This is a genomic window from Acinetobacter sp. NEB149, assembly GCF_012516415.1.
Lineage (GTDB): Bacteria > Pseudomonadota > Gammaproteobacteria > Pseudomonadales > Moraxellaceae > Acinetobacter > Acinetobacter lwoffii_V.
The window spans coordinates 848,732-867,788 of record NZ_CP051208.1; the positions used below are offsets into that span (position 1 = coordinate 848,732).

The 19,057-nt window shown below is 45.2% G+C and carries 18 protein-coding genes; 10 read left to right on the forward strand and 8 right to left on the reverse strand.

The features are described 5' to 3' along the window. Nucleotides 1-3 precede the first annotated feature (3 nt). The 5 genes from argB to HGD77_RS03975 all read left to right on the forward strand — a co-directional run bounded on the left by argB (nucleotide 4) and on the right by HGD77_RS03975 (nucleotide 4,178). On the forward strand, nucleotides 4-912 hold the full coding sequence (gene argB, locus HGD77_RS03955) for an acetylglutamate kinase (RefSeq protein WP_004279270.1): 909 nt from the start codon (nucleotides 4-6) through the stop codon (nucleotides 910-912). Nucleotides 913-1,043: 131 nt separating this feature from the next. After that, complete coding sequence (locus HGD77_RS03960) at nucleotides 1,044-1,892, forward strand: class II glutamine amidotransferase (RefSeq protein ID WP_138742934.1); 849 nt, start codon at nucleotides 1,044-1,046, stop codon at nucleotides 1,890-1,892. A gap of 275 nt (nucleotides 1,893-2,167) precedes the next feature. Then, a complete protein-coding gene (locus HGD77_RS03965) occupies nucleotides 2,168-2,623 on the forward strand; it encodes a bacteriohemerythrin (protein WP_005247102.1) in 456 nt (151 codons plus the stop codon). 143 nt (nucleotides 2,624-2,766) lie between these two features. Next, on the forward strand, nucleotides 2,767-3,846 hold the full coding sequence (locus HGD77_RS03970) for a hypothetical protein (RefSeq protein WP_138742935.1): 1,080 nt from the start codon (nucleotides 2,767-2,769) through the stop codon (nucleotides 3,844-3,846). Then, complete coding sequence (locus tag HGD77_RS03975; RefSeq protein WP_005247100.1) at nucleotides 3,846-4,178, forward strand: RnfH family protein; 333 nt, start codon at nucleotides 3,846-3,848, stop codon at nucleotides 4,176-4,178. The genes HGD77_RS03970 and HGD77_RS03975 overlap by 1 nt, the downstream gene beginning before the upstream one ends. A gap of 100 nt (nucleotides 4,179-4,278) precedes the next feature. Here HGD77_RS03975 and HGD77_RS03980 read toward each other — a convergent pair whose 3' ends face one another. Continuing rightward, nucleotides 4,279-4,677, reverse strand: coding sequence for an outer membrane protein assembly factor BamE (locus HGD77_RS03980; protein ID WP_004279275.1), 399 nt, complete (start codon nucleotides 4,675-4,677; stop codon nucleotides 4,279-4,281). Between the two features lie 112 nt (nucleotides 4,678-4,789). On the opposite strand from HGD77_RS03980, the gene fur reads away from it, so the two are divergent. Further along, a complete protein-coding gene (fur, locus tag HGD77_RS03985) occupies nucleotides 4,790-5,227 on the forward strand; it encodes a ferric iron uptake transcriptional regulator (RefSeq protein WP_004646136.1) in 438 nt (145 codons plus the stop codon). Between the two features lie 69 nt (nucleotides 5,228-5,296). On the opposite strand, the gene HGD77_RS03990 is transcribed toward fur, so the two are convergent. Both HGD77_RS03990 and HGD77_RS03995 read right to left on the reverse strand, forming a co-directional pair. Further along, nucleotides 5,297-6,418, reverse strand: coding sequence for a PilT/PilU family type 4a pilus ATPase (locus HGD77_RS03990; RefSeq protein WP_004279277.1), 1,122 nt, complete (start codon nucleotides 6,416-6,418; stop codon nucleotides 5,297-5,299). A gap of 30 nt (nucleotides 6,419-6,448) precedes the next feature. Continuing rightward, entirely contained in the window at nucleotides 6,449-7,486 is a 1,038-nt protein-coding gene (locus HGD77_RS03995) for a type IV pilus twitching motility protein PilT (protein ID WP_004279279.1), read from the reverse strand. A gap of 123 nt (nucleotides 7,487-7,609) precedes the next feature. On the opposite strand from HGD77_RS03995, the gene HGD77_RS04000 reads away from it, so the two are divergent. Then, complete coding sequence (locus HGD77_RS04000; protein ID WP_086044084.1) at nucleotides 7,610-8,299, forward strand: YggS family pyridoxal phosphate-dependent enzyme; 690 nt, start codon at nucleotides 7,610-7,612, stop codon at nucleotides 8,297-8,299. A 31-nt stretch (nucleotides 8,300-8,330) separates the two neighbouring features. Here HGD77_RS04000 and HGD77_RS04005 read toward each other — a convergent pair whose 3' ends face one another. Genes HGD77_RS04005 through HGD77_RS04015 form a run of 3 tightly spaced genes read right to left on the reverse strand, consistent with a single transcriptional unit; the run spans nucleotide 8,331 to nucleotide 14,310 of the window. After that, complete coding sequence (locus tag HGD77_RS04005) at nucleotides 8,331-9,440, reverse strand: acyltransferase family protein (protein ID WP_004730558.1); 1,110 nt, start codon at nucleotides 9,438-9,440, stop codon at nucleotides 8,331-8,333. A 2-nt stretch (nucleotides 9,441-9,442) separates the two neighbouring features. Continuing rightward, complete coding sequence (locus HGD77_RS04010; protein ID WP_138742937.1) at nucleotides 9,443-13,048, reverse strand: AAA family ATPase; 3,606 nt, start codon at nucleotides 13,046-13,048, stop codon at nucleotides 9,443-9,445. An 8-nt stretch (nucleotides 13,049-13,056) separates the two neighbouring features. Beyond that, nucleotides 13,057-14,310 (reverse strand): exonuclease SbcCD subunit D, encoded by a 1,254-nt coding sequence (locus tag HGD77_RS04015; RefSeq protein WP_138742938.1) that lies wholly within the window; start codon nucleotides 14,308-14,310, stop codon nucleotides 13,057-13,059. A 471-nt stretch (nucleotides 14,311-14,781) separates the two neighbouring features. On the opposite strand from HGD77_RS04015, the gene HGD77_RS04020 reads away from it, so the two are divergent. Beyond that, entirely contained in the window at nucleotides 14,782-15,240 is a 459-nt protein-coding gene (locus tag HGD77_RS04020) for an ABZJ_00895 family protein (RefSeq protein ID WP_005104780.1), read from the forward strand. Nucleotides 15,241-15,395: 155 nt separating this feature from the next. Further along, entirely contained in the window at nucleotides 15,396-16,301 is a 906-nt protein-coding gene (locus HGD77_RS04025) for a TIGR01777 family oxidoreductase (protein WP_005267347.1), read from the forward strand. Here HGD77_RS04025 and thiO read toward each other — a convergent pair. Both thiO and hemB read right to left on the reverse strand, forming a co-directional pair. Continuing rightward, the gene (gene thiO / locus HGD77_RS04030; protein ID WP_005267345.1) at nucleotides 16,290-17,414 is read right to left on the reverse strand and encodes a glycine oxidase ThiO; all 1,125 of its coding nucleotides are present in this window, start codon (nucleotides 17,412-17,414) and stop codon (nucleotides 16,290-16,292) included. The two genes, HGD77_RS04025 and thiO, sit on opposite strands and share 12 nt — an antisense overlap. Before the next feature lie 15 nt (nucleotides 17,415-17,429). Further along, a complete protein-coding gene (gene hemB, locus HGD77_RS04035; RefSeq protein WP_005267344.1) occupies nucleotides 17,430-18,443 on the reverse strand; it encodes a porphobilinogen synthase in 1,014 nt (337 codons plus the stop codon). Nucleotides 18,444-18,548: 105 nt separating this feature from the next. Here hemB and HGD77_RS04040 point away from each other — a divergent pair, with 105 nt between their 5' ends. After that, nucleotides 18,549-19,046: a thioesterase family protein gene (locus tag HGD77_RS04040; RefSeq protein ID WP_004646146.1), complete on the forward strand. Its 498-nt coding sequence runs from the start codon at nucleotides 18,549-18,551 to the stop codon at nucleotides 19,044-19,046. The last annotated feature ends 11 nt before the right edge of the window (nucleotides 19,047-19,057 follow it).

Below are 19,057 nucleotides of genomic sequence, written 5' to 3' on the forward strand. Positions count from 1 at the left end.
CGAATGCCAAATCAACAAACAGGCATCGACAAAGCACAGATTTTGACAGAAGCTTTGCCGTATATTCAACGCTTTGCGGGTAAAACCCTGGTGGTAAAATACGGCGGTAACGCGATGACCGATCCTGAGCTAGAAAGTTCATTTGCACGTGATATCGTATTATTAAAAACAGTCGGTATTAATCCGATCGTGGTACATGGTGGTGGCCCGCAAGTCGATTCCATGCTGAAACAGCTGGGCCGCGAATCAGACCGTATTGACGGCATGCGCGTGACTGATCCTGCGACCATGGAAGTAGTCGAGATGGTACTTGGCGGTAGCGTTAACAAATCTATCGTGAACCTGATTAACCAGCATGGTGGCCGTGCGATTGGTCTTACCGGTAAAGACGGCAACCTGATTCGTGCGCAAAAGCTGCTGATGGAAAAAGTGGCTGAAGATGGTTCAGTTGAGCAAATTGATCTGGGTCTGGTCGGTGAAGTCGTTGGCGTGAAAACCGATGTTCTGGAAATGTTTACCAATAGTGACTTTATTCCAGTCATTGCCCCGCTAGGTGTCGATGAAGAAGGCAATACCTATAATATCAATGCTGATTTGGTCGCTGGTAAAGTCGCTGAAGCCCTAGGTGCAGAAAAACTGATTCTACTCACCAATATCACCGGTGTCTTGGATGAAAATAAAAACCTGTTGACTGGTTTGACCACTCAAGAAGTCGATCGTCTGATCGAAACTGGCGTGATTTATGGCGGCATGATTCCAAAGGTCGGTTGTGCGCTGGATGCGGTAAAAGGCGGCGTCGTAAGTGCACATATCGTGGATGGCCGTGTACCTCATGCCAGCTTACTAGAAATTTTCACCGATCATGGTGTGGGCACCCTCATTACCAATCGTGCCAATCCGCATCGTTCTTAAGCCAATTTTTGCGAAAAAGAGTCTCAATAGATACTCTTTTTTATTTGGATTTCTTATAGCCACCTATTTGAAATGACTGGGACAGTCATGCACAATAAGCTTCTAAGTAAATAGAGAGCTGAAACCAGACCATGTGCCAACTGCTCGGAATGAATTGTGCCACCCCGACGGATATTACTTTTTCTTTTCGCGGGTTTTCCCAGCGGGCGGGCATTACCTCTGATCATGCGGATGGTTTCGGGATTGCTTTCTTTGAAGATAAAGCCTGCCGTCTGTTCGTCGATAACCAGTCCGCGATTGAATCACCGATTGCCGAGCTGGTACGTAATTATCCAATCAAATCACGCAATGTGATTGCCCATATCCGTAAAGCGACCCAAGGCAAAATTAATCTGGAAAACTCGCATCCTTTTAGCCGTGAACTTTGGGGGCGGCAATGGATTTTTGCCCATAATGGCGATTTATATGATTATTTTCCTGAACTGTCAGGGCGCTTTACCCCAGTCGGAAATACCGACAGTGAGCGTGCCTTCTGTTACCTGCTGGATCAACTGGTGAAACGCTTTGGCTATCATGAGCCGAAACTGGATCAGGTTTTCGATCTTCTAGCTGAAATTTCACCTGCAATCGCGGAGCATGGCACCTTTAATTTCTGCCTGTCGAATGGTCAGGCGCTGTTTAGCTATGCGATTACTAAACTCCACTGGCTGGTACGTGAATACCCGTTTAGACCGGCTCAGCTGATTGATATTGATGTCGAAGTGGACTTTAGTCAGGTCACGACCCCTGAAGATCGCGTCGCAGTGATTACCACTGAACCATTGACCCAGAATGAAGAATGGACTGCCTTCCAGCCCGGTGAAATGATCCTGTTTCAGCATGGGGCGAAAGTACGTTCTCAGTTGACGCATGTTGAACGTCTGGAACGTGAACGTCTTGATTCTTCCTTAAAACGCGTCACGCGAGCTGATCAATATTGAAATGCGATTAAAGACGGAGTTTAAACTCCGTTTTTTTATATTTAAAAAATAAGAAAAAATCTAAGAATAAATAAAGGTTTATTGCGGATTTTGGTTAATTAATATCTTAGCCTTTTACTCAGGATAAATTATTTTTAATTATATATAACAGAAACTTAAAATGAAAAAGCCGGATTTAGGCGGAAAGCCGACTAATTTGCTTCATTTTTATTTGAATCAATACGCTATATGCTCATTTTCACGTTATAAGTCCTTAATATTTATAGGTGGTCGTAATGAAAATGAAATGGGTTCCAGATTATAATACTGGTATCGATGTGATTGACGATCAGCACAAACGAATTCTCGATTATATCAACGAAATTGATGGAATTGATGCCAATACCGAGCGTGCCCGTATTAAACAGATTCTCGACAATATTATTGATTATACCCAGTCGCATTTCACCTTTGAGGAATCTCTTCAGGAAGAAGCCGGCTATAAATATCGGGTGCCGCATAAACGTGTGCATGACCTGTTTATTAAAAAAATCGAGTCTTATCGTGACCGTTTTGAACTGGGACAGTCCATTGAATCAGAGCTGCACGAAGTATTATCGAAATGGCTGATTAACCATATTCAGCATGATGACGCCGATTATGTCGGTGCCGTGAAAGAAAATATGATGGGGATCATCAAGGAAAAAGAAAAGAAAACAGGTAAAAACTGGTTCGCTCGTTTCTTTTCATAATAAAAGACGTAACGAGATAACAAAAATTAAAATCTAATTATAATTTTTGCGCAGCAAATCACTGTCATGGTGGTTTGCTTTTTGTTTTTGATTTTCACCGCTCCACAAGGCAAAATAGCGCTAGATTTTTATAGGAATGCATCATGCAGGACAATGCTATGTCAAAATGGTTATCGCCGCTGATGGCTTTCTGTTTATCGTTTATTATCATCGCGACGCTCGCACCGATAACCGGTATACAGATTGATCGTCAGATGGATTTCTGGATGCTCTGGTTGGCCTCCATGCTGATTCTGGCACTTCCAGTCTGCTACTTGGAAATTGCTTTGGCCAAGCGCTCTAAAACAACGCCATTACAGGCGCTTTCGACGCTGACCCGTGAAGCGGATGCGTCACAGAAATGGCGTATTGTCGGCTGGTTAAGTGTGATTTTTATTCCGTTTTTGGCAGGTGCTATGTTGAACAATGCCAGCAATGTTCTGGCGGTTGTTGCACTTGATCTTGCACCGAACCTTTTGTTGATCGGATTGGCAATTGCTGCGCTGGTCTTGTCACTGCTGCCGCGTCAAATTTTATTAGCTTTTACAACGATTGGCGTACTGGCGTCTCTGGTTCTAGCCAATGTGATGGGAACGGTGCTACCTGCATGGCAAATCACGCCAGTCGAGTTCTCGGAATGGGGCAATGCCACGGTATTGGCACTGGTGGCAAGTGGTCTGGGCATGGGCTTGTACTGGCAATCTAGCCTGAGCGCTGTACAACAACAGGATGTCGCCAGCAAGACGGTATTGCCGATCTGGATTGCGCAGCTCGTTGCTGTCATTGCATTTGCTTTCTTTGCCGTACAAGCACAAATTCCTGCATTTACTCTGGTCGCAGCAATGGTGGCAGCTGCCGCATTAATTCTGCAAATGGCACGTGAACAATTACAGCAACGCCAGCTTCATCCTGCGATTCAATGGGCGATTGTGGCGGCGGTTACACTGATCTGGGCTATTCCAAATCTAAGCCCAATTTTCAATGTGGTCTTGTTAGTCTGGGGCCTATTGATTTGTTTGATCTATGCACTGTTTGCCGGCTGGATCATGAAGATCAGTCATTTGCGTAAATCAATGAATTTTAGCTCTGAAGCGTTTTATAACATCTGGCGTATTGCAGTACGTGTGGTGTTGCCGGTCGGGATTATTCTGGCAATCATTGCTGTCTTAGGACAATTCGTCTGATGAGTGAGGCGATGATCTGGGTAGCGTATGCGACGTCAGAAAAACAATTTCATCTAGCCGTGCCATTTCAGCCTGGCATGACGGCACTGGATGCGATTCAGCAAAGTAGAATCCGTGAGCAGGTCGAATTGCCTGAACCGTTATCTCTGGGCATTTTTGGCGTGCGTTTGCAAGATCATCAGCAGCTATTGGCAGCAGGGGATCGGGTGGAAATTTACCGAGCACTGACCATCAATCCTAAGGATATTCGACGTAGACGTGCCGAAAAAAATCCGGTGGGTCGTTATGCCAGAGGCAATCTTTTAAGAAAGCTGAAACCATCTTCCGAATAGAGAGCGGCTTGAATGAGCAGTAGTTTCAATGATCTGCTCAATCAATCAGCTTAATTTAAAAAGCCCCTGATGATTCAGGGGCTTTTTCATGAGAAACCGACTATAGTGGAGGAGCATTTAAAATCGCTTCTTTTGATCCTGGTAAGCCGGGTTGAGATTCTGGAATCGTCTCCAGACCTTCAACACGTTCCACGATACCAGACTGGTTAAAGTAGATTTTCAAATGCTGGCCTTGGGCTGCCGGGATCTTGGCTTTTTTAGCGTAGGTTCCTGGGGTATAGTTATAGATGTAGTCCCAACGTAAAGGATTCAGTGGATCGCTTACTGTTGGACTGCCGAGTAAGAAACGCACCTGTTGATGGCTCATTCCCACCTGAATTTTAGCGGCTTGTGCTTGGGTTAAAGGGGTTCCTTGTGGAATATCTACTTTATAAACACCTAATGTCGAACAGCCGACGAGCAATGAAGTGACGAATAACGTCAACATGATTTTTTGCATTTTGCTAAACTATCCCAAATTAATTATGATGCATTTGATCCAAGGATAGATCATACTGCATCTAAACTTTGTTGCATATTCCAACTTTGATTTTGTTGAGAGACCTTTTTACATGACTATTTCAAACCAAGATTTACGAAAAGCTGGACTGAAAGTTACCCTTCCACGAATTAAAATATTAGAATTACTAGAAAATTCAAAACAACATCATTTAAGTGCGGAAGATATTTACAAGACTTTACTCGATCAGGGCGAAGATGTAGGTTTAGCAACTGTGTATCGTGTGTTAACGCAATTTGAAGCAGCGGGCATCATCGAACGTCATAATTTTGAAAATAATCATTCAGTTTTTGAAATTATGCAGGAAGATCACCACGATCACCTGGTATGTTTAAATTGCAGCAAAGTTGTTGAATTTATTAATGACACGATTGAAAAAGAGCAGCATGACGTTGCTGAAAAATTTGGTTTTGAATTAACCGGTCACTCACTGAATCTGTATGGCTATTGTGATGCGACTGCATGTCAGGAAGTGTTCCGTAAAAAATAATTTGAGCGCTGGTTCAAACAAAAAAAACAGGCTTCATGGGAAGCCTGTTTTTTTATGCGCTCAATCTGATCAGGACTGACCGTCAAAGGTGATATTGGAATGTGCACGCAATAAATGGCTGCCACCTTCTTCTGACAGTTTGATTTGCAAACGCAGGTCGTTGGGTGAATCCGCATGTTTCAGTGCATCTTTATAGCTGATCTGTTTGGCTTTATACAGATCATACAGCGCCTGATCGAAGGTCTGCATGCCCAGTTCACGGGAACGCTTCATCAGATCCTTGATCTCATGCACATCACCTTTACGAATCAAGTCGGCAATCAGTGGCGAGTTAATTAGAATCTCAATGGCAGCGCGGCGACCATTGCCATCGATGGTTGGAATCAGTTGCTGTGCCACAATCGCTTTCATGTTTAGGGACAAGTCCATAAACAGCTGATTATGCCGGTCTGCTTCGAAGAAATGGATAATCCGGTCAATCGCCTGGTTAGCGTTGTTAGCGTGCAGGGTAGCAAAGACCAGATGACCGGTTTCGGCAAAGGCAATCGCATAATCCATGGTTTCACGTGAACGGATCTCACCAATCAGAATTACATCCGGTGCCTGACGCAAGGTGTTTTTCAGAGCGATTTCAAATGAATCTGTATCAATGCCGACTTCGCGCTGGGTGATAATACAGCCCTTATGCTGGTGAATAAATTCGATCGGATCTTCAATGGTAATGATATGACCTTTGGAATTTTCATTGCGATAACCGACCAAAGACGCCAGCGAGGTTGATTTACCGGTACCCGTTGCCCCGACAAAAATAATGATGCCACGTTTGGTCATCGCCAGTTCTTTTAAAATGGGCGGTAACTTGAGTTCATCCATGGTCGGAATGACGGTTTCAATCCGACGCAAAACCATCCCCGGTTGATCGCGTTGCTGAAAAGCACTGACACGGAAGCGGGCACTTTTATCCGGCGTGCTGATGGCAAAGTTACATTCACGACTGTCAGCAAATTCTTTACGCTGCTTTTCGGTCATGATGGAATGGAGCAGTTGTCCTACTGCCGCACCGGGTAATTTTACTGAGCCAATCGGTAAAATCTGACCATTAATCTTGATGGACGGTTCGACATCGGCAGTAATGAACAGATCCGATGCTTTTTTCTCCACCATATAATCAAGTAAGCCGTTAAAATCCATGTATATAAACCCCAATACAATTCAATTTTTTTATAAAAATGCTTCTGGCTGTTTGGCTGCAGTACGTGCAACTTGCGGGCTGATCAAACCTTTGGACACCAGTGTTTTCAGGGTCTGATCCAGCGTGGTCATGCCGTAGTTGGCACCGGTCTGAATTGCCGAGTACATTTGTGCGACTTTGTTTTCACGGATCAGGTTACGGATCGCAGGAATACCGATCATGATTTCATGCGCTGCGACACGCCCACCGCCATTTTTCTTGAGCAGGGCCTGTGAAACTACGGCTTGTAGGGATTCAGACAACATGGCGCGTACCATGTCTTTTTCTTCAGCAGGGAATACGTCGATCACACGGTCAATGGTTTTGGCCGCTGAGGTGGTATGCAGGGTGCCGAAAACAAGGTGACCCGTTTCTGCCGCAGTTAAAGCCAGACGAATGGTTTCAAGGTCACGCATCTCACCGACCAGAATAATGTCCGGGTCTTCACGTAATGCAGAACGTAATGCTTCATTAAAGCCATGCGTATCACGATGCACTTCACGCTGGTTAATCAGACATTTCTTGGACTGATGCACAAATTCGATCGGATCTTCGACGGTCAGAATATGGTCATAGCGGTTGTCATTAATATAATCCAGCATCGCCGCCAAGGTGGTTGATTTACCCGAACCGGTAGGACCTGTCACCAGTACCAGACCACGTGGATATTCACAGATGTCTTTAAAAATTTGTCCCATGCCCAGATCTTCAAGGGTCAGGACTTTAGAGGGAATGGTACGGAATACCGCACCGGCACCGCGGTTCTGGTTAAATGCGTTGACACGGAAACGCGCCACGCCAGGCACTTCAAAAGAGAAGTCAGTTTCCAGATTTTCTTCAAAATCACGACGCTGTTTATCGTTCATGATGTCATAAACGAGTTTATGCACTTCTTTGTGTTCTAATGCTGGCAGGTTGATGCGACGAACTTCCCCATCGACACGAATCATTGGCGGTAAGCCCGCAGACAAGTGTAAATCCGACGCACCATTTTTAGCAGAAAATGCCAACAATTCTGTGATATCCATAAGGTCCCCGAGTTCATTAAAATGTTAATTATTTTGATAGAATAATAAGGCTTTCCCACAGCTTAACCAACACTTAGTTCATGGGCAAGGGAAAAAAAGATGAATGAAATGAGAACCCCGTCAATGAATATGTTGCAACAGTCACGAAATCAGGTCTTAGTGCAAATTGAAACTGCCTGTATTCAGGCCGGCCGCGAAGCAGATGCGGTGCAACTGCTTGCCGTTTCCAAGACCCAGCCGAGTAGCGTGCTGGCAGATATGTATCAGGCAGGGCAACGTGCTTTTGGTGAAAACTATTTGCAGGAAGCACTGGAAAAAATCACGGCACTGAAAGAGCTGGACATTGAATGGCATTTTATTGGACATGTGCAGCGTAACAAAACCAAGCATCTGGCAGAAAATTTTGCTTGGGTGCATGGGGTGGATCGTCTGATTATCGCCGAGCGTTTATCAAATCAACGTGGAGATGATCAGCCTGCACTGAATATCTGTATTCAGGTGAATATTGATGGTCAGGATACCAAAGATGGTTGCTGTCCAGATGAGGTTGCAGATTTGGTGGCACAGATCAGCCAACTGCCGAATGTGCGTTTACGTGGCCTGATGGTGATTCCAGCACCGAATAATCCTCAAGCCTTTGCTGATGCCAAAGTTTTATTTGATGCAGTCAAAGTTCAGCATGTACACCCTGAAGACTGGGATACTTTAAGTATGGGCATGTCTGGGGATATGACCGAAGCGATTGCTGCGGGTTCTACCATGGTTCGTGTTGGTACGGCCTTGTTTGGCGCACGGCCTAAAAAAGATGTATAAACTACTAATGTCAGTTTTTTGCAGCAAAGTGTTATCGCAGGGTATTGGATAACGCTTTTTTTCTGGCTGGTTCGAGCCATTTGGCCATTAACCAGGCAAAAACTATTAAGCTGCACATGCTCGCAAGCAAGGCTAAAACTGCTCCGCCCAGACCATAGGCCAAAGTTGCCGGAATACAGCCCAAAATAAATAAAAGTAAGGGGAAATGGGTCACATACAAGGTATAGGAAAAGTCTGCGGATTGAACCCAGAACGGATGGTAGTGACTACGTTGATGCTGGAGCTGTACCAGCCAGCAGCTAAAGGCCAAACCCACACAGAAATTAAAAGGGGCAAAATTCGCAGCACGGTATTGCTGGGCCTCATCAATCAGCTGAAACTGGTAAGCATCAAAACAGGCGATTAGAAATGCCAAGCCGACTAGGGCTAATTTGACCGATTGTAAGCGGTTTAAAAAACGTAGCTGGATATATCGAAATGAACAGGCAAAGGCACTAAGCCAGACCAGAAAATAAATAAAAAACTGGATGTTCAGTAATGACAGTATAGCCAGAACCATAAAAAATCCGATTTTGGCGATTTCCGAATTTTTTAAAAAAGGTAGGAATCCGGCCAGCACATAAAACCACACTTCATAGCTCAGGCTCCAGAGTGCAGCATTGGCTGAAACCGTTGGCATCACAAAGCCATTCAAAAATAGCAGCGAACCAACAAACTCAATCATGTCTATACTATAGTCAGTCCGGATCATCATGCCAAAACTGTGTTGAAAAGCATGCGTGTGGCTAGTAAATAATAGTGGAGCAAGCAGATATAAAACCAGCGTCAACCCCATGGTAAACAGGAAGGGCGGTAAAATTCTGCGGCCACGCTGTCGGGCATAACGGCGCAGATTAAATTGACCATGCTGATGAATGTTGTGCTGAATCGAATAGCCGATCAGATAGCCACTTAAAGCAAAGAAAATCATGACCGCGGCCTGACCGAGCAGGCGTACCCATGAATACAGACTGGTATCGAAAGGCGCAATAAATGCCTGAAAGCAATGACTGAACAACACTACAATGGCACTGATACCCCGCAGGCTCTCAAGCTGTAGACTGAAATAGGGCGAGAGCATGTTCGGGGCAGGGTGACTCATCGTTAACCTATAATCTGAATGGTACTGGCGCCTGCACCAACAGGCTTGACCTGAATCTGTACCGGAATACGTTCATGCATTTCCTGCACATGCGAGATTAATACAACTTTACGACCCTGACTTTGTAAATGATCCAGTGCATTCATCACCATATGTAACGAAGCAGGATCTAGCGTACCAAAACCTTCATCAATAAACAGTGATTCCAGTTTCATGGAGCCGGAGGCCATATTGGCAATCGCCAAAGCCAAAGCCAATGAAACCAGGAAGGTTTCACCCCCCGATAGGGACAGCACAGGGCGGACTTCACTATTCATGTCCAGATCAACAATCGCCAGACTCAGGCTATCCGGAATACGGTGTAACTGATAGCGGGGTGCCAACGGTTGCAACTGCTGATTTGCATATTCCACCAGAATATCCAGATGATGTTCCTGGGCAATTTTCTGGAATTTGGTACCTTCCTTATGTCCGATCAGGTCGTAAATACGACCCCAACGGTATTCTTCGGCTTTGATCTGCTCAATTTGCTGCTGATATTTGGCATAGGTGTTTTGATTATTGGCATTCATACGCAGTTTGGCATCAGTTTCATTGAGCACTTCCTGCTGCATTATTTTTTCCTGATGCAGCATGCCAAGTTTTTGTTCAATTTCCTCAAATTCATGTTCTGGCTGTAGTTTTAAATGGGCCTGATATTGTTCTTCAAGTAATTGCCAGGCTGTTCTGGCATTTTCGAGTGCCTGTTTCTGGTTGGCCAGATTCTGACGAATGCGTTGATGGTTGCTCAGATCAATACTGAGCCATTGTTCAATTTGAGCTGCCGTCACTTGAGGATGTGCTGCTTGCCATGCCTGAATATCTTGCTGATATTGAGCCAATTGCTGATCGATCTGCTGAAGTTGGCTGATAAATTCTTGCAGTTTTAAGTGGGTTTGATGCCACTGTTTTTCGGCCTGCGCCGTGCATTGACGCTGTTGTTCTAAAGTCTGCTCTAAGGTCTTGGCTTGTAGCTCTAGTGCATCGCGCCATTCTGCAGCGACACGGTAGACTTGTCCTGCATGTTCTTGGGTCAGTTCAGCCAGTTGTTGACGCAGGTCTTTGCCTTGCTGAATCAACTGCTCTACAGACTGGCTCAATTGAGCAAAATTTTGCTGTTCCAATTGTAGTTGATACTGGCTCTTTTCCAATATCTGCTGCTGTTGATGCAGGTCAGATTCCAGCTGCTTTTGTACTGCCAAGTGCTGCATGCGGTGCTCTACTTGTCGTTGCAACTGAGGTAAGCAGAGCATAGGTGGCTGCGACTGGTACTGCTCGGGCAGTATGCTTAAAACTGGGTGTATCAGCTGGTCGAGTTGCTGACGTTGCTGTAGAGCCAGTTGTAATTGGTGCAATTGCTGTTGTTGTTGACGCCATTGTTGTAATTGTTGCTGGAGCTGTTGTTCCTGCTGTTGTGATAGTTCTAGCTGCTGGACCAGACTTTGAGTGTGATTCGCCAGTAACTGGATGAATGTAGGAAGATCATTGTGCTGCTCGGTAACCACTTCCAGTTTAAGTAGTTGAGATTTACAGTCAGCAGAGGATTGTTGAATCTGGTTTTGCAGGATCTGGCAACGCTGTTGCTGTTGCTCAATTACTGTTTGTGCTTTAGACATTTCAATGCGTTGCTGCTGCTGAGATTGCAGTTGCTGATCGAGCTGCTGTTTTGCCTGCCGTAACTGTTGCTCCTGTAGCTGGTTCAGGCTCTGTTCCAGATGTTCATGGACGGCATCGACAAAAGGATGGGCTGGGCTTCCACAGACCATGCATGGCTCATCCGGTTTTAACTGGCCACGAAGATCCTGCACACTTTGCGCATGCAATAAACGTTGCTGGGCAAGTATTTGTTCCAGGTGTTCATAGGCCTGTTGTTCAGCCTGAATCTGCTGATGTAGTGCCTGTTCGGCCTCTTGCTGCATTTTTAGTTGCTGCTGTTGGCTATTTACAGCAGATTGCAGTTGTTCAAATTCTTGTGATTGTTGAACGATTTGTTGTACCTGCTGTTGCAGCAGGTCGAGCTGACGCTGTTCCGCTTGGCGTTGCTGACGCATTTCCTGAATGGTTTTGAGATGCTCTTCTAGCTGTTCCAGACTATGATGCTGTTGTATCCACTGGTTCAGATTTCCTGAAAGTACTGTAACGGTTTTTTCCAGTTCAGGTAAAGGCTGCTTCAGGCTGTCCGGATTCTGTTGCTGCAGTTGCTGATACTGACGCATAAAGTCTTGTATGCGTTGCAAGGTACTTTGCGGCTCCAGATCGAACACATTTAAAAAGCCAGATTCAGCCAATTGTTGTGCAACCTTTTCTTGCCGAGCTTGTAGCTGATTCAAAGTCTGTTGTTGCTGTCGCAGTTGTTCTTCTAAAGGCTGTAGACGAAGGATTTGAAACTGGCTTTGCTCTGCATGCAGTTTTTTGTACCGCTCTGATACCGTATCAATTGCATGATCCAGCCTTAAACCTGCCTCCAGATGCGGTTTCAGGTCTGCCAAGTGTTGCTGAAACTGGTGCTGCTGTTGTTGTAAGGCTGTAAGTTTGGCTTCTTCTGCTACAAAGCTCTGTTTGAGCGTTTCAAATTCCAGCGTAAATTGGGTGTGCTGGTGCTGAATCTGCTCTTTTTGAGGGGCTAGACGGGTACGACTCACAAACTGATCCCGAATCGACTGGAATTCATCCAGCTGCTCCAGTAGCTGTTGCTGTCCTGCAGATTTATTTACTGCATCTTGCTGTACTTCGTAGACTTCTTTTTTGGCATGGACTTCTGCATAGAGTTTATGTCGGTCCAGATGCCATTGTTTCTCATTTTCTAGCAGTTTTTCTGATTGCTGCAAATTCTGAAGTTGCAAAGACAAAGAGTTCTGCTGCTGTTGTAAAGCGCTGATGTCTTCTTCAGACAGAATTTCAATATGCCCGATCAGCTTTTCCAGATCGTTGCGCTTGTTTTTGACTTCGCTGAATTTCTCCGCGGCTTTCTGACTAACTAGACTGAAAATCTGCGAATTGGTGAGATATTCCAGTAAATCTGCACGCTCATTATCTTTGGCTTTTAAAAATGCGCCGACTTCCGACTGTGCGAGCAACACTGCGCGGGTAAACTGCTCAAAACTTAAGCCCACCAGTTTTTCAATAAGCGGGGTGACTTCCGATATTTTTTGCGTCAGTGTCGTGTCGTCATCCAGACATTTGACGTAGCGGTCTACTTTTAGATTGCCATCGACTTTCTGGCGTGCCCGTTTAATTTCCCAGCGTGCCATATAGCGTTTGCTGTCGAGTGCAATAAATTCCAGTTCGGCAAAACCATGCACGCAGCCACGGCGCAGAATATTCTTGGAATCCTTGATGGAAACATCCTGACCGCCAGCATCTTTCAAGCTGCCTGTCGCACCTTTTAAACGTGGAATTTCATTGTAAAGCGCCAGGCACATGGCATCGAGCAGGGTAGATTTTCCGGCACCAGTTTTGCCGGTGATGGCAATCAGGCCGGCATGAGCCAAAGGACTCGATTCAAAATCAATATGATGGGTGCCGGTGAGGGAGGCCAGATTATTAAGACTTAGACGTAAAATTTTCATGGCCGATCCTAGGCTTGTTGTTTTTGTGCAAGTTCATGCTGGGCTTCAATCAATAATTCCTGAAAATCCCGTTGTACTGAATGATCCTGCTCATAGCCCATTTTTTTCCAGATATTGAAAAACAAAGATTCCGGGGTAGGGGGTGCCAGATCAATTTTAGACTGGCTTGAACTAAGGTCGACCTGTTGCTGATAAATCCGGCTGATGCGCAGCAAACGATAACGATTAGCAGGCAAAGCCAGTTCAATTTGCTGACGCAGGTCTACCGGAGGCGGAGCATCGGTGGTGTATTCTATTTCCAGAAAATGCCGTGCAGAAAGCTGCTCGATTTCTCCGGCAGGCAAGGCCTGAATTGTAGTGATTAAATTTTCCAGCTTTTCACGAACGCGAAACAGCTCGACAGTACGCGGAATGCTTAAGGCATCGTACTGAAAGCGGTTTTCCGGATTTTGTTTAGGATCAATCTGGACTTCAACCACCTGATGCGGATAGTTAATTTCACTAAATGACAGCGGAATCGGGGAGCCACTATAGCGAATATGCGGCTGACCGACTTTTTGCGGTTTATGCAAATGCCCCAGCGCGACATAATCAATCACGTCATCAAACAGCGCCGTCGACAGGGCTTCTTCATTGCCGACAATAATCGGGCGCTCGGAGTCCGAGGTCTCACCACCTTGCATGTGTGCATGTGACATTAAAATCAGTGCCTGATGTGGCTGTTTGCGGGCTTTGGCTTCGGCAATCAGTTGTTGATGCAGATAGCTGATCGCGTTCTGGTTATTGCTGGTATGTTCATTCAGTCCGGTAATTTCAGCACTGCGTAAATAGGGCAGGGTCAGACACCAGGCGATGATATTTTTATCCTGATCATAAATAGGAATCAGCAGACGATCCAGGTTCAGGGTATTTTCTGCCGTGCGGCCTACTATTCCCACTGCTTTGGCATTGAATTTGGCCAATAAGGGTTCAACCTGCTCAATCCGGTAACCAGAATCATGATTGCCTGCAATCATTAGGGTCTGCATATGTGGCGCCAGGTCATGGGCATCGGCCAGAAACTGGTACAGTTGTCTTTGCGCACTGGACGCAGGATTGATCACATCAAAAATATCGCCTGCAATCAGCAGGGCATGCGGTTGCTTTGTTTTAATTTGCTCAAGTAGCCAAGTCAAAAACTGCGCATGTTCAAATTCACGGTCATGGTTATGGAAAAATTGTCCCAGATGCCAATCGGAAGTGTGAAGAAAATGAACTGCCATGTAATGAACCCCAAGATATCTGCCTTGCTACTATAGGAAAAAGCACAGGTAAAAATCTACTTGAAAACGATATTTCAGCGAATTGTTTGTGATATGCCTGCTGAATTTATTTTGATCAGTATGGAAATTACTGCATGATCGCATCCAAATCATCAGATATAGAAAAGTCATGCAATCCATCAGACTTTTAAAAAATAGAGATTTAAAAAAATAAAAACCGACGATTCGAGTGATGATGAAATCGTCGGTCAAATTTGTGTTACATGAAGATTTTGGCTGCTATTCAAAATTTCCCTGTACACTGGACTTATTGCTTTAGCTCTAAAGGTCAGCAAAAATTCGTGGATGCCAGTCCAAATTTTTGTACCTTGTACCCTATATAACGTCACCCTGTAGTGGATGGTTGACAATAAAATGAAAAAAAACCTGATTTTTTTATACTAGCTTGTTGAAGATCACTGAGTCATGCATATGTTGCCGCTAAGTCGTTATTTTATCTGGTTTTTCGTTATATGTTTTATTTTTACCTGTATTTGCGGTGTACTGGCTGCCTTGTTGCCGATGGGCATGGGTGCAGTTTTGACGATTGTTCCTTATCTGGTGGCCATGATTTGGGTGTTATTTAAATTTTTAAAACAGCAAAAACGTGCGCCGACCCAGGCAGAGCGTAAGAAATTTACCCTCGGGTTTAGCCTGATTTACTGGGGCTATAATTTATTATTTCTTTTGCTCGGTATTGTCATCGCCACCCGTTCCAATCCGAATGCCTGGCAGGACTTCTTGCTGTATCTACAGCAGCCACAGTTTATGAGCATTGTGCTGATAATGTTCCTGATGATCGCAATTCCGCTGTATCTGCTGACCTACTGGTTTTATGGCAAGCAGTCACAACGTATGGCAGAGAAAATGTTTGGCCATCCACCTCAGTGAGTATAGATGAATCATTGTGTGACGACTGATCTTAATAAATTGATTGAATGATGAAAGATACAAATTCTCCACTACAAAGATCTTCTCGGTTTAAAAAGCTAAAGATGAGTGGCGTATAATTTAAATCAAGAAAATAATAAGGCGAAGAATGACGAATGTATAAACCTGTAGTGTTGGTGACGGGAGCGAGTGGTTTTATTGGCAGTCATCTCGTGCGTTTTTTACTGGAACGGGATTATCGGGTGATTGGGCTGACCCGTCAGAAAAATAAACATGAACCACATCCGGACTTCCATTGGATCAATCAGCTGGATGAATTAAAACAGCATCAGCTTGATTATGTGGTCAATCTGGCTGGCGAAAGCATTGGTCAAGGCCGCTGGACGGCAGCGCGTAAAAAGAAATTGCTGGATAGCCGTTTAGACACCACCAAAAAGGTTTTTGATTATTTAGAAAAAAATCAGATTAGACCGAAACGGATTATTTCAACATCGGCCGTTGGTTATTATGGCATTGATCCGACAGAGCGCTGGGAACAGGTCTGCACGGAGCAAAGTCCGCCACAAGATATTTTTATGTCTGAACTTTGTGCGAAGTGGGAGCAGCTGGCTTTATCCTATACTAACCAGAACACCAAGATTGTTCGCTTTGCGGTGGTGTTTGGTAAAGGTGGCGGGATTCTTCCGCAGATGCTATTGCCGATTAAATTGAATCTGTCCGGACGGATTGGTCATGGACGCCAGCCAGTGACCTGGGTGCATCTAGGGGATGTGCTGCGTGCGATTGAATTCTTGATACTTGAGGATACAGCCGAGCAGATCTTTAATGTGGTCGCGCCAGAAAAAAGTAGTCAGGCCCAGTTTGCACGAACTGCGGCCCAGATTCTGAAGCGCAAACCCTTACTTCCACTACCCGCATGCAGTCTGAAAATGATGCTGGGAGAACAGTCACAACTGGTCTTAAACGGTCAGTATGTACAGTCCAAAGCCTTGCAGGAGGCTGGATTCCAGTTTCATTATCCAACTCTGAAAGAAGCACTGGATAATATCCTAAAGCACTAAACGACTGGGCTCTAATAAACGGACAGGATCATAAGGAGCTGGATCAACGATTGGCATTTGTTTAAGGATGAGTTGAGCGAGTAGTTTGCCTGATGCCGGCCCCATGCATAAACCATTCCGGAAATGTCCAAAATTGGCCCAGGCATTGTGTAGCTTGGGAATTTTGCCAATATAGGGAATACCATCGGGTGAGCTGGGTCTTAATCCGGCCCATTGCTTGACCAGCGGAAAATCTGCCAGTTCCGGTACCATCTCGATACACGCCTGTAAAATATCCTGCCGGATTTCGCTAGAAGGCGAGGTGTTAAAACCGACCTGACGCATACTGGAACCACATAAAACATGTCCATCCTGACGTGGAATCAGGTACATCACCTTATGCATGCACATGGTCGGCAGCCAGTTTTCTGGCGTTTTAAACAGCAGCATCTGGCCCTGAACCGGCTGTACCGGAATTTCCAAACCAAGTTGCTGTGACCAGTGTTGCGACCATGCTCCGGTTGTGAACACATATTGATCTGCCTGAAAAACCTGGCTATGTTCATCTGAGATACTTTTTACACAGCCTTGCTGAATATTGAGCCGAGTGATTTTACAGTCTTCTTGCCAGGTGACACGAGGATGCTGCTTCAAATAGTGAATGATCGACTGTAATAACCGTGGATTACGGATATTCGCCAGTTCAGGGAAATAAATCGCCTGCTTGAATTTGCTCTGATTAATTCTTGGATTGATCTGTTGCAGTTTAGCCTGATCAAGCAATTCTGCCTGTTGCTGCGGATCCTGATGTGTTTTGGCATAACTTAAACCGATTTCAAAATCGGATTCATCAAAAATCAGCATACCTGTTTCATGAATCTGGAAATCGATGCCAGTGAAAGGTTGCAGTTTTTGATTCCAGTCCTGATACATGGGTTTGGCATGTCGGGCCAAAGCATTTACAGCAGCGGAATAACGCCAGGGATACATGGGGGAGAGGATGCCTCCTCCAGCCCAGGATGCAGCCTGTCCGGCGGCCTGCTGATCAAAAAGGGTAACAGAACATCCCTGTTCAAGCAGTTCCAGCGCCGACATCAGACCGGTGATGCCAGCGCCAATAATGGCAATATGCATTGCGCCGAAATCCTTTTACTTCATGTCTTTCAGTTTAAGCGCAGCTTCTTCAGCAAAATAGGTCCAGATACCATCTGCACCGGCACGACGACAGCTCATCAATGATTCTAAAATGACGCTATCAGATAACCAGCCATTTTGAATTGCCGCAGCCAGCATCGCGTATTCGCCACTGACCTGATAAACAAAGGTCGGTACGCCAAAAGTATCTTTGACTTCGCGGACGATATCCAGATAAGGCATGCCCGGTTTGACAATCACCATGTCTGCACCTTCCTGAATATCCAGCGCAATTTCATGCAGGGCTTCAGCACGGTTACCGACATCCATCTGGTAATTGTATTTATTGCCGCCTTTTAAGTTGCTGGCAGAACCAACTGCATCACGGAACGGGCCATAGAAACTTGATGCATATTTGGCTGAATAGGCCATGATCGAAGTATAGATATGACCATTTTGCTCAAAGGCCTGACGAATTGCACCGATCCGGCCATCCATCATGTCACTTGGAGCAAACACATCTGCACCGGCTTCGGCATGGCTCAAGCCCTGTTTAATCAGGCACTCGACCGTTTCATCATTTAAGACATAACCGTTCTCATCAATAATGCCATCCTGACCATGCGTGGTATACGGGTCTAATGCGCCGTCAGTAATCAGCACCATTTCTGGCAGTTCTTTTTTCAATAAACGTAAGGTGTTTTGCACCAGACCATCTTCACGCCATGCAGCTTCTGCAGTCAGGCTTTTATCTTCTTGTGGGGTGACCGGAAATAGCGCCAGTTTATTGACACCGAGTTTCAGTAGACGTTCTGATTTTTTTAACAACAAGTCCGCTGACAGACGCTGGATATTCGGCATACTTGGAATATCTTGGGTCTGGTTTTGTCCTGGCAGGACAAATACTGGATAAATGAGATGATCTGCCGCGAGATGGGTTTCACGAACCATCGAACGTAAATGTTCATTTTTACGAATACGACGCATGCGAGTTGCAGGAAACGCGGGACGATTGAACGTATAAGTCATAAAAATCTCAGTAATCAGTATTAAACTAGGCCTCTATTGTAGCCCTAACTCAAATTTTTGGGCATAAATTAGCGGTTGTTTATTGTGGTGGATTCGGGCAAAGTGATGAGTAAGACAGAGAGAAACTGGACCGGTAATATACATCTGGGCTCGAAAGTGGATATTGATGTAGTCCTGAACCAGCTGGTACATGCTTTTAATAGCTCTCCTTTTTTTAAGCATAACGGCATGACCATGCGGGTGGTCGAGGGCCAGATTGAGGCCTATGTAGAAATGCAGGATTTCATGATTGGTAATGTGGCTTTCCAGATTCTGCATGGCGGTCTGGCTGCAACTGTACTGGATAGCGTCGGTGGTATTGTGGCCATGGGCGAACTGTATAAAAAAGCTGAACCGGAAACGATTGCAGATACCATTAAAAAAGTGTCGCGTCTGGCGACGGTCGATATGCGGGTGGATTATCTGGCGCCTGGACGTGGCAAATATTTTATTGCACGTGCAGAAACCTTACGTTTGGGGCGTAAGGGCTGCACCATGCGCATGACCATGGTCAATGATGAAGATAAGGCGATTGCAACAGCGATTGCGTCTTATGCCTATTAATGAAATCGTGA

What these genes read in the sequence shown, in the direction of transcription:
- HGD77_RS04010 (WP_138742937.1), bottom strand. Translation starts at nt 13,048, where the DNA reads ATGAAAATTTTACGTCTAAGTCTTAATAATCTGGCCTCCCTCACCGGC.
- thiO (WP_005267345.1), bottom strand. Translation starts at nt 17,414, where the DNA reads ATGCATATTGCCATTATTGGCGCTGGCATCACCGGTCTGATGTCGGCG.
- fur (WP_004646136.1), top strand. Translation starts at nt 4,790, where the DNA reads ATGACTATTTCAAACCAAGATTTACGAAAAGCTGGACTGAAAGTTACC.
- argB (WP_004279270.1), top strand. Translation starts at nt 4, where the DNA reads ATGCCAAATCAACAAACAGGCATCGACAAAGCACAGATTTTGACAGAA.
- HGD77_RS04040 (WP_004646146.1), top strand. Translation starts at nt 18,549, where the DNA reads ATGAGTAAGACAGAGAGAAACTGGACCGGTAATATACATCTGGGCTCG.
- HGD77_RS04000 (WP_086044084.1), top strand. Translation starts at nt 7,610, where the DNA reads ATGAATATGTTGCAACAGTCACGAAATCAGGTCTTAGTGCAAATTGAA.
- HGD77_RS03995 (WP_004279279.1), bottom strand. Translation starts at nt 7,486, where the DNA reads ATGGATATCACAGAATTGTTGGCATTTTCTGCTAAAAATGGTGCGTCG.
- hemB (WP_005267344.1), bottom strand. Translation starts at nt 18,443, where the DNA reads ATGACTTATACGTTCAATCGTCCCGCGTTTCCTGCAACTCGCATGCGT.
- HGD77_RS04005 (WP_004730558.1), bottom strand. Translation starts at nt 9,440, where the DNA reads ATGAGTCACCCTGCCCCGAACATGCTCTCGCCCTATTTCAGTCTACAG.
- HGD77_RS03970 (WP_138742935.1), top strand. Translation starts at nt 2,767, where the DNA reads ATGCAGGACAATGCTATGTCAAAATGGTTATCGCCGCTGATGGCTTTC.
- HGD77_RS03980 (WP_004279275.1), bottom strand. Translation starts at nt 4,677, where the DNA reads ATGCAAAAAATCATGTTGACGTTATTCGTCACTTCATTGCTCGTCGGC.
- HGD77_RS03965 (WP_005247102.1), top strand. Translation starts at nt 2,168, where the DNA reads ATGAAAATGAAATGGGTTCCAGATTATAATACTGGTATCGATGTGATT.
- HGD77_RS03960 (WP_138742934.1), top strand. Translation starts at nt 1,044, where the DNA reads ATGTGCCAACTGCTCGGAATGAATTGTGCCACCCCGACGGATATTACT.
- HGD77_RS03975 (WP_005247100.1), top strand. Translation starts at nt 3,846, where the DNA reads ATGAGTGAGGCGATGATCTGGGTAGCGTATGCGACGTCAGAAAAACAA.
- HGD77_RS04015 (WP_138742938.1), bottom strand. Translation starts at nt 14,310, where the DNA reads ATGGCAGTTCATTTTCTTCACACTTCCGATTGGCATCTGGGACAATTT.
- HGD77_RS04020 (WP_005104780.1), top strand. Translation starts at nt 14,782, where the DNA reads ATGTTGCCGCTAAGTCGTTATTTTATCTGGTTTTTCGTTATATGTTTT.
- HGD77_RS04025 (WP_005267347.1), top strand. Translation starts at nt 15,396, where the DNA reads ATGTATAAACCTGTAGTGTTGGTGACGGGAGCGAGTGGTTTTATTGGC.
- HGD77_RS03990 (WP_004279277.1), bottom strand. Translation starts at nt 6,418, where the DNA reads ATGGATTTTAACGGCTTACTTGATTATATGGTGGAGAAAAAAGCATCG.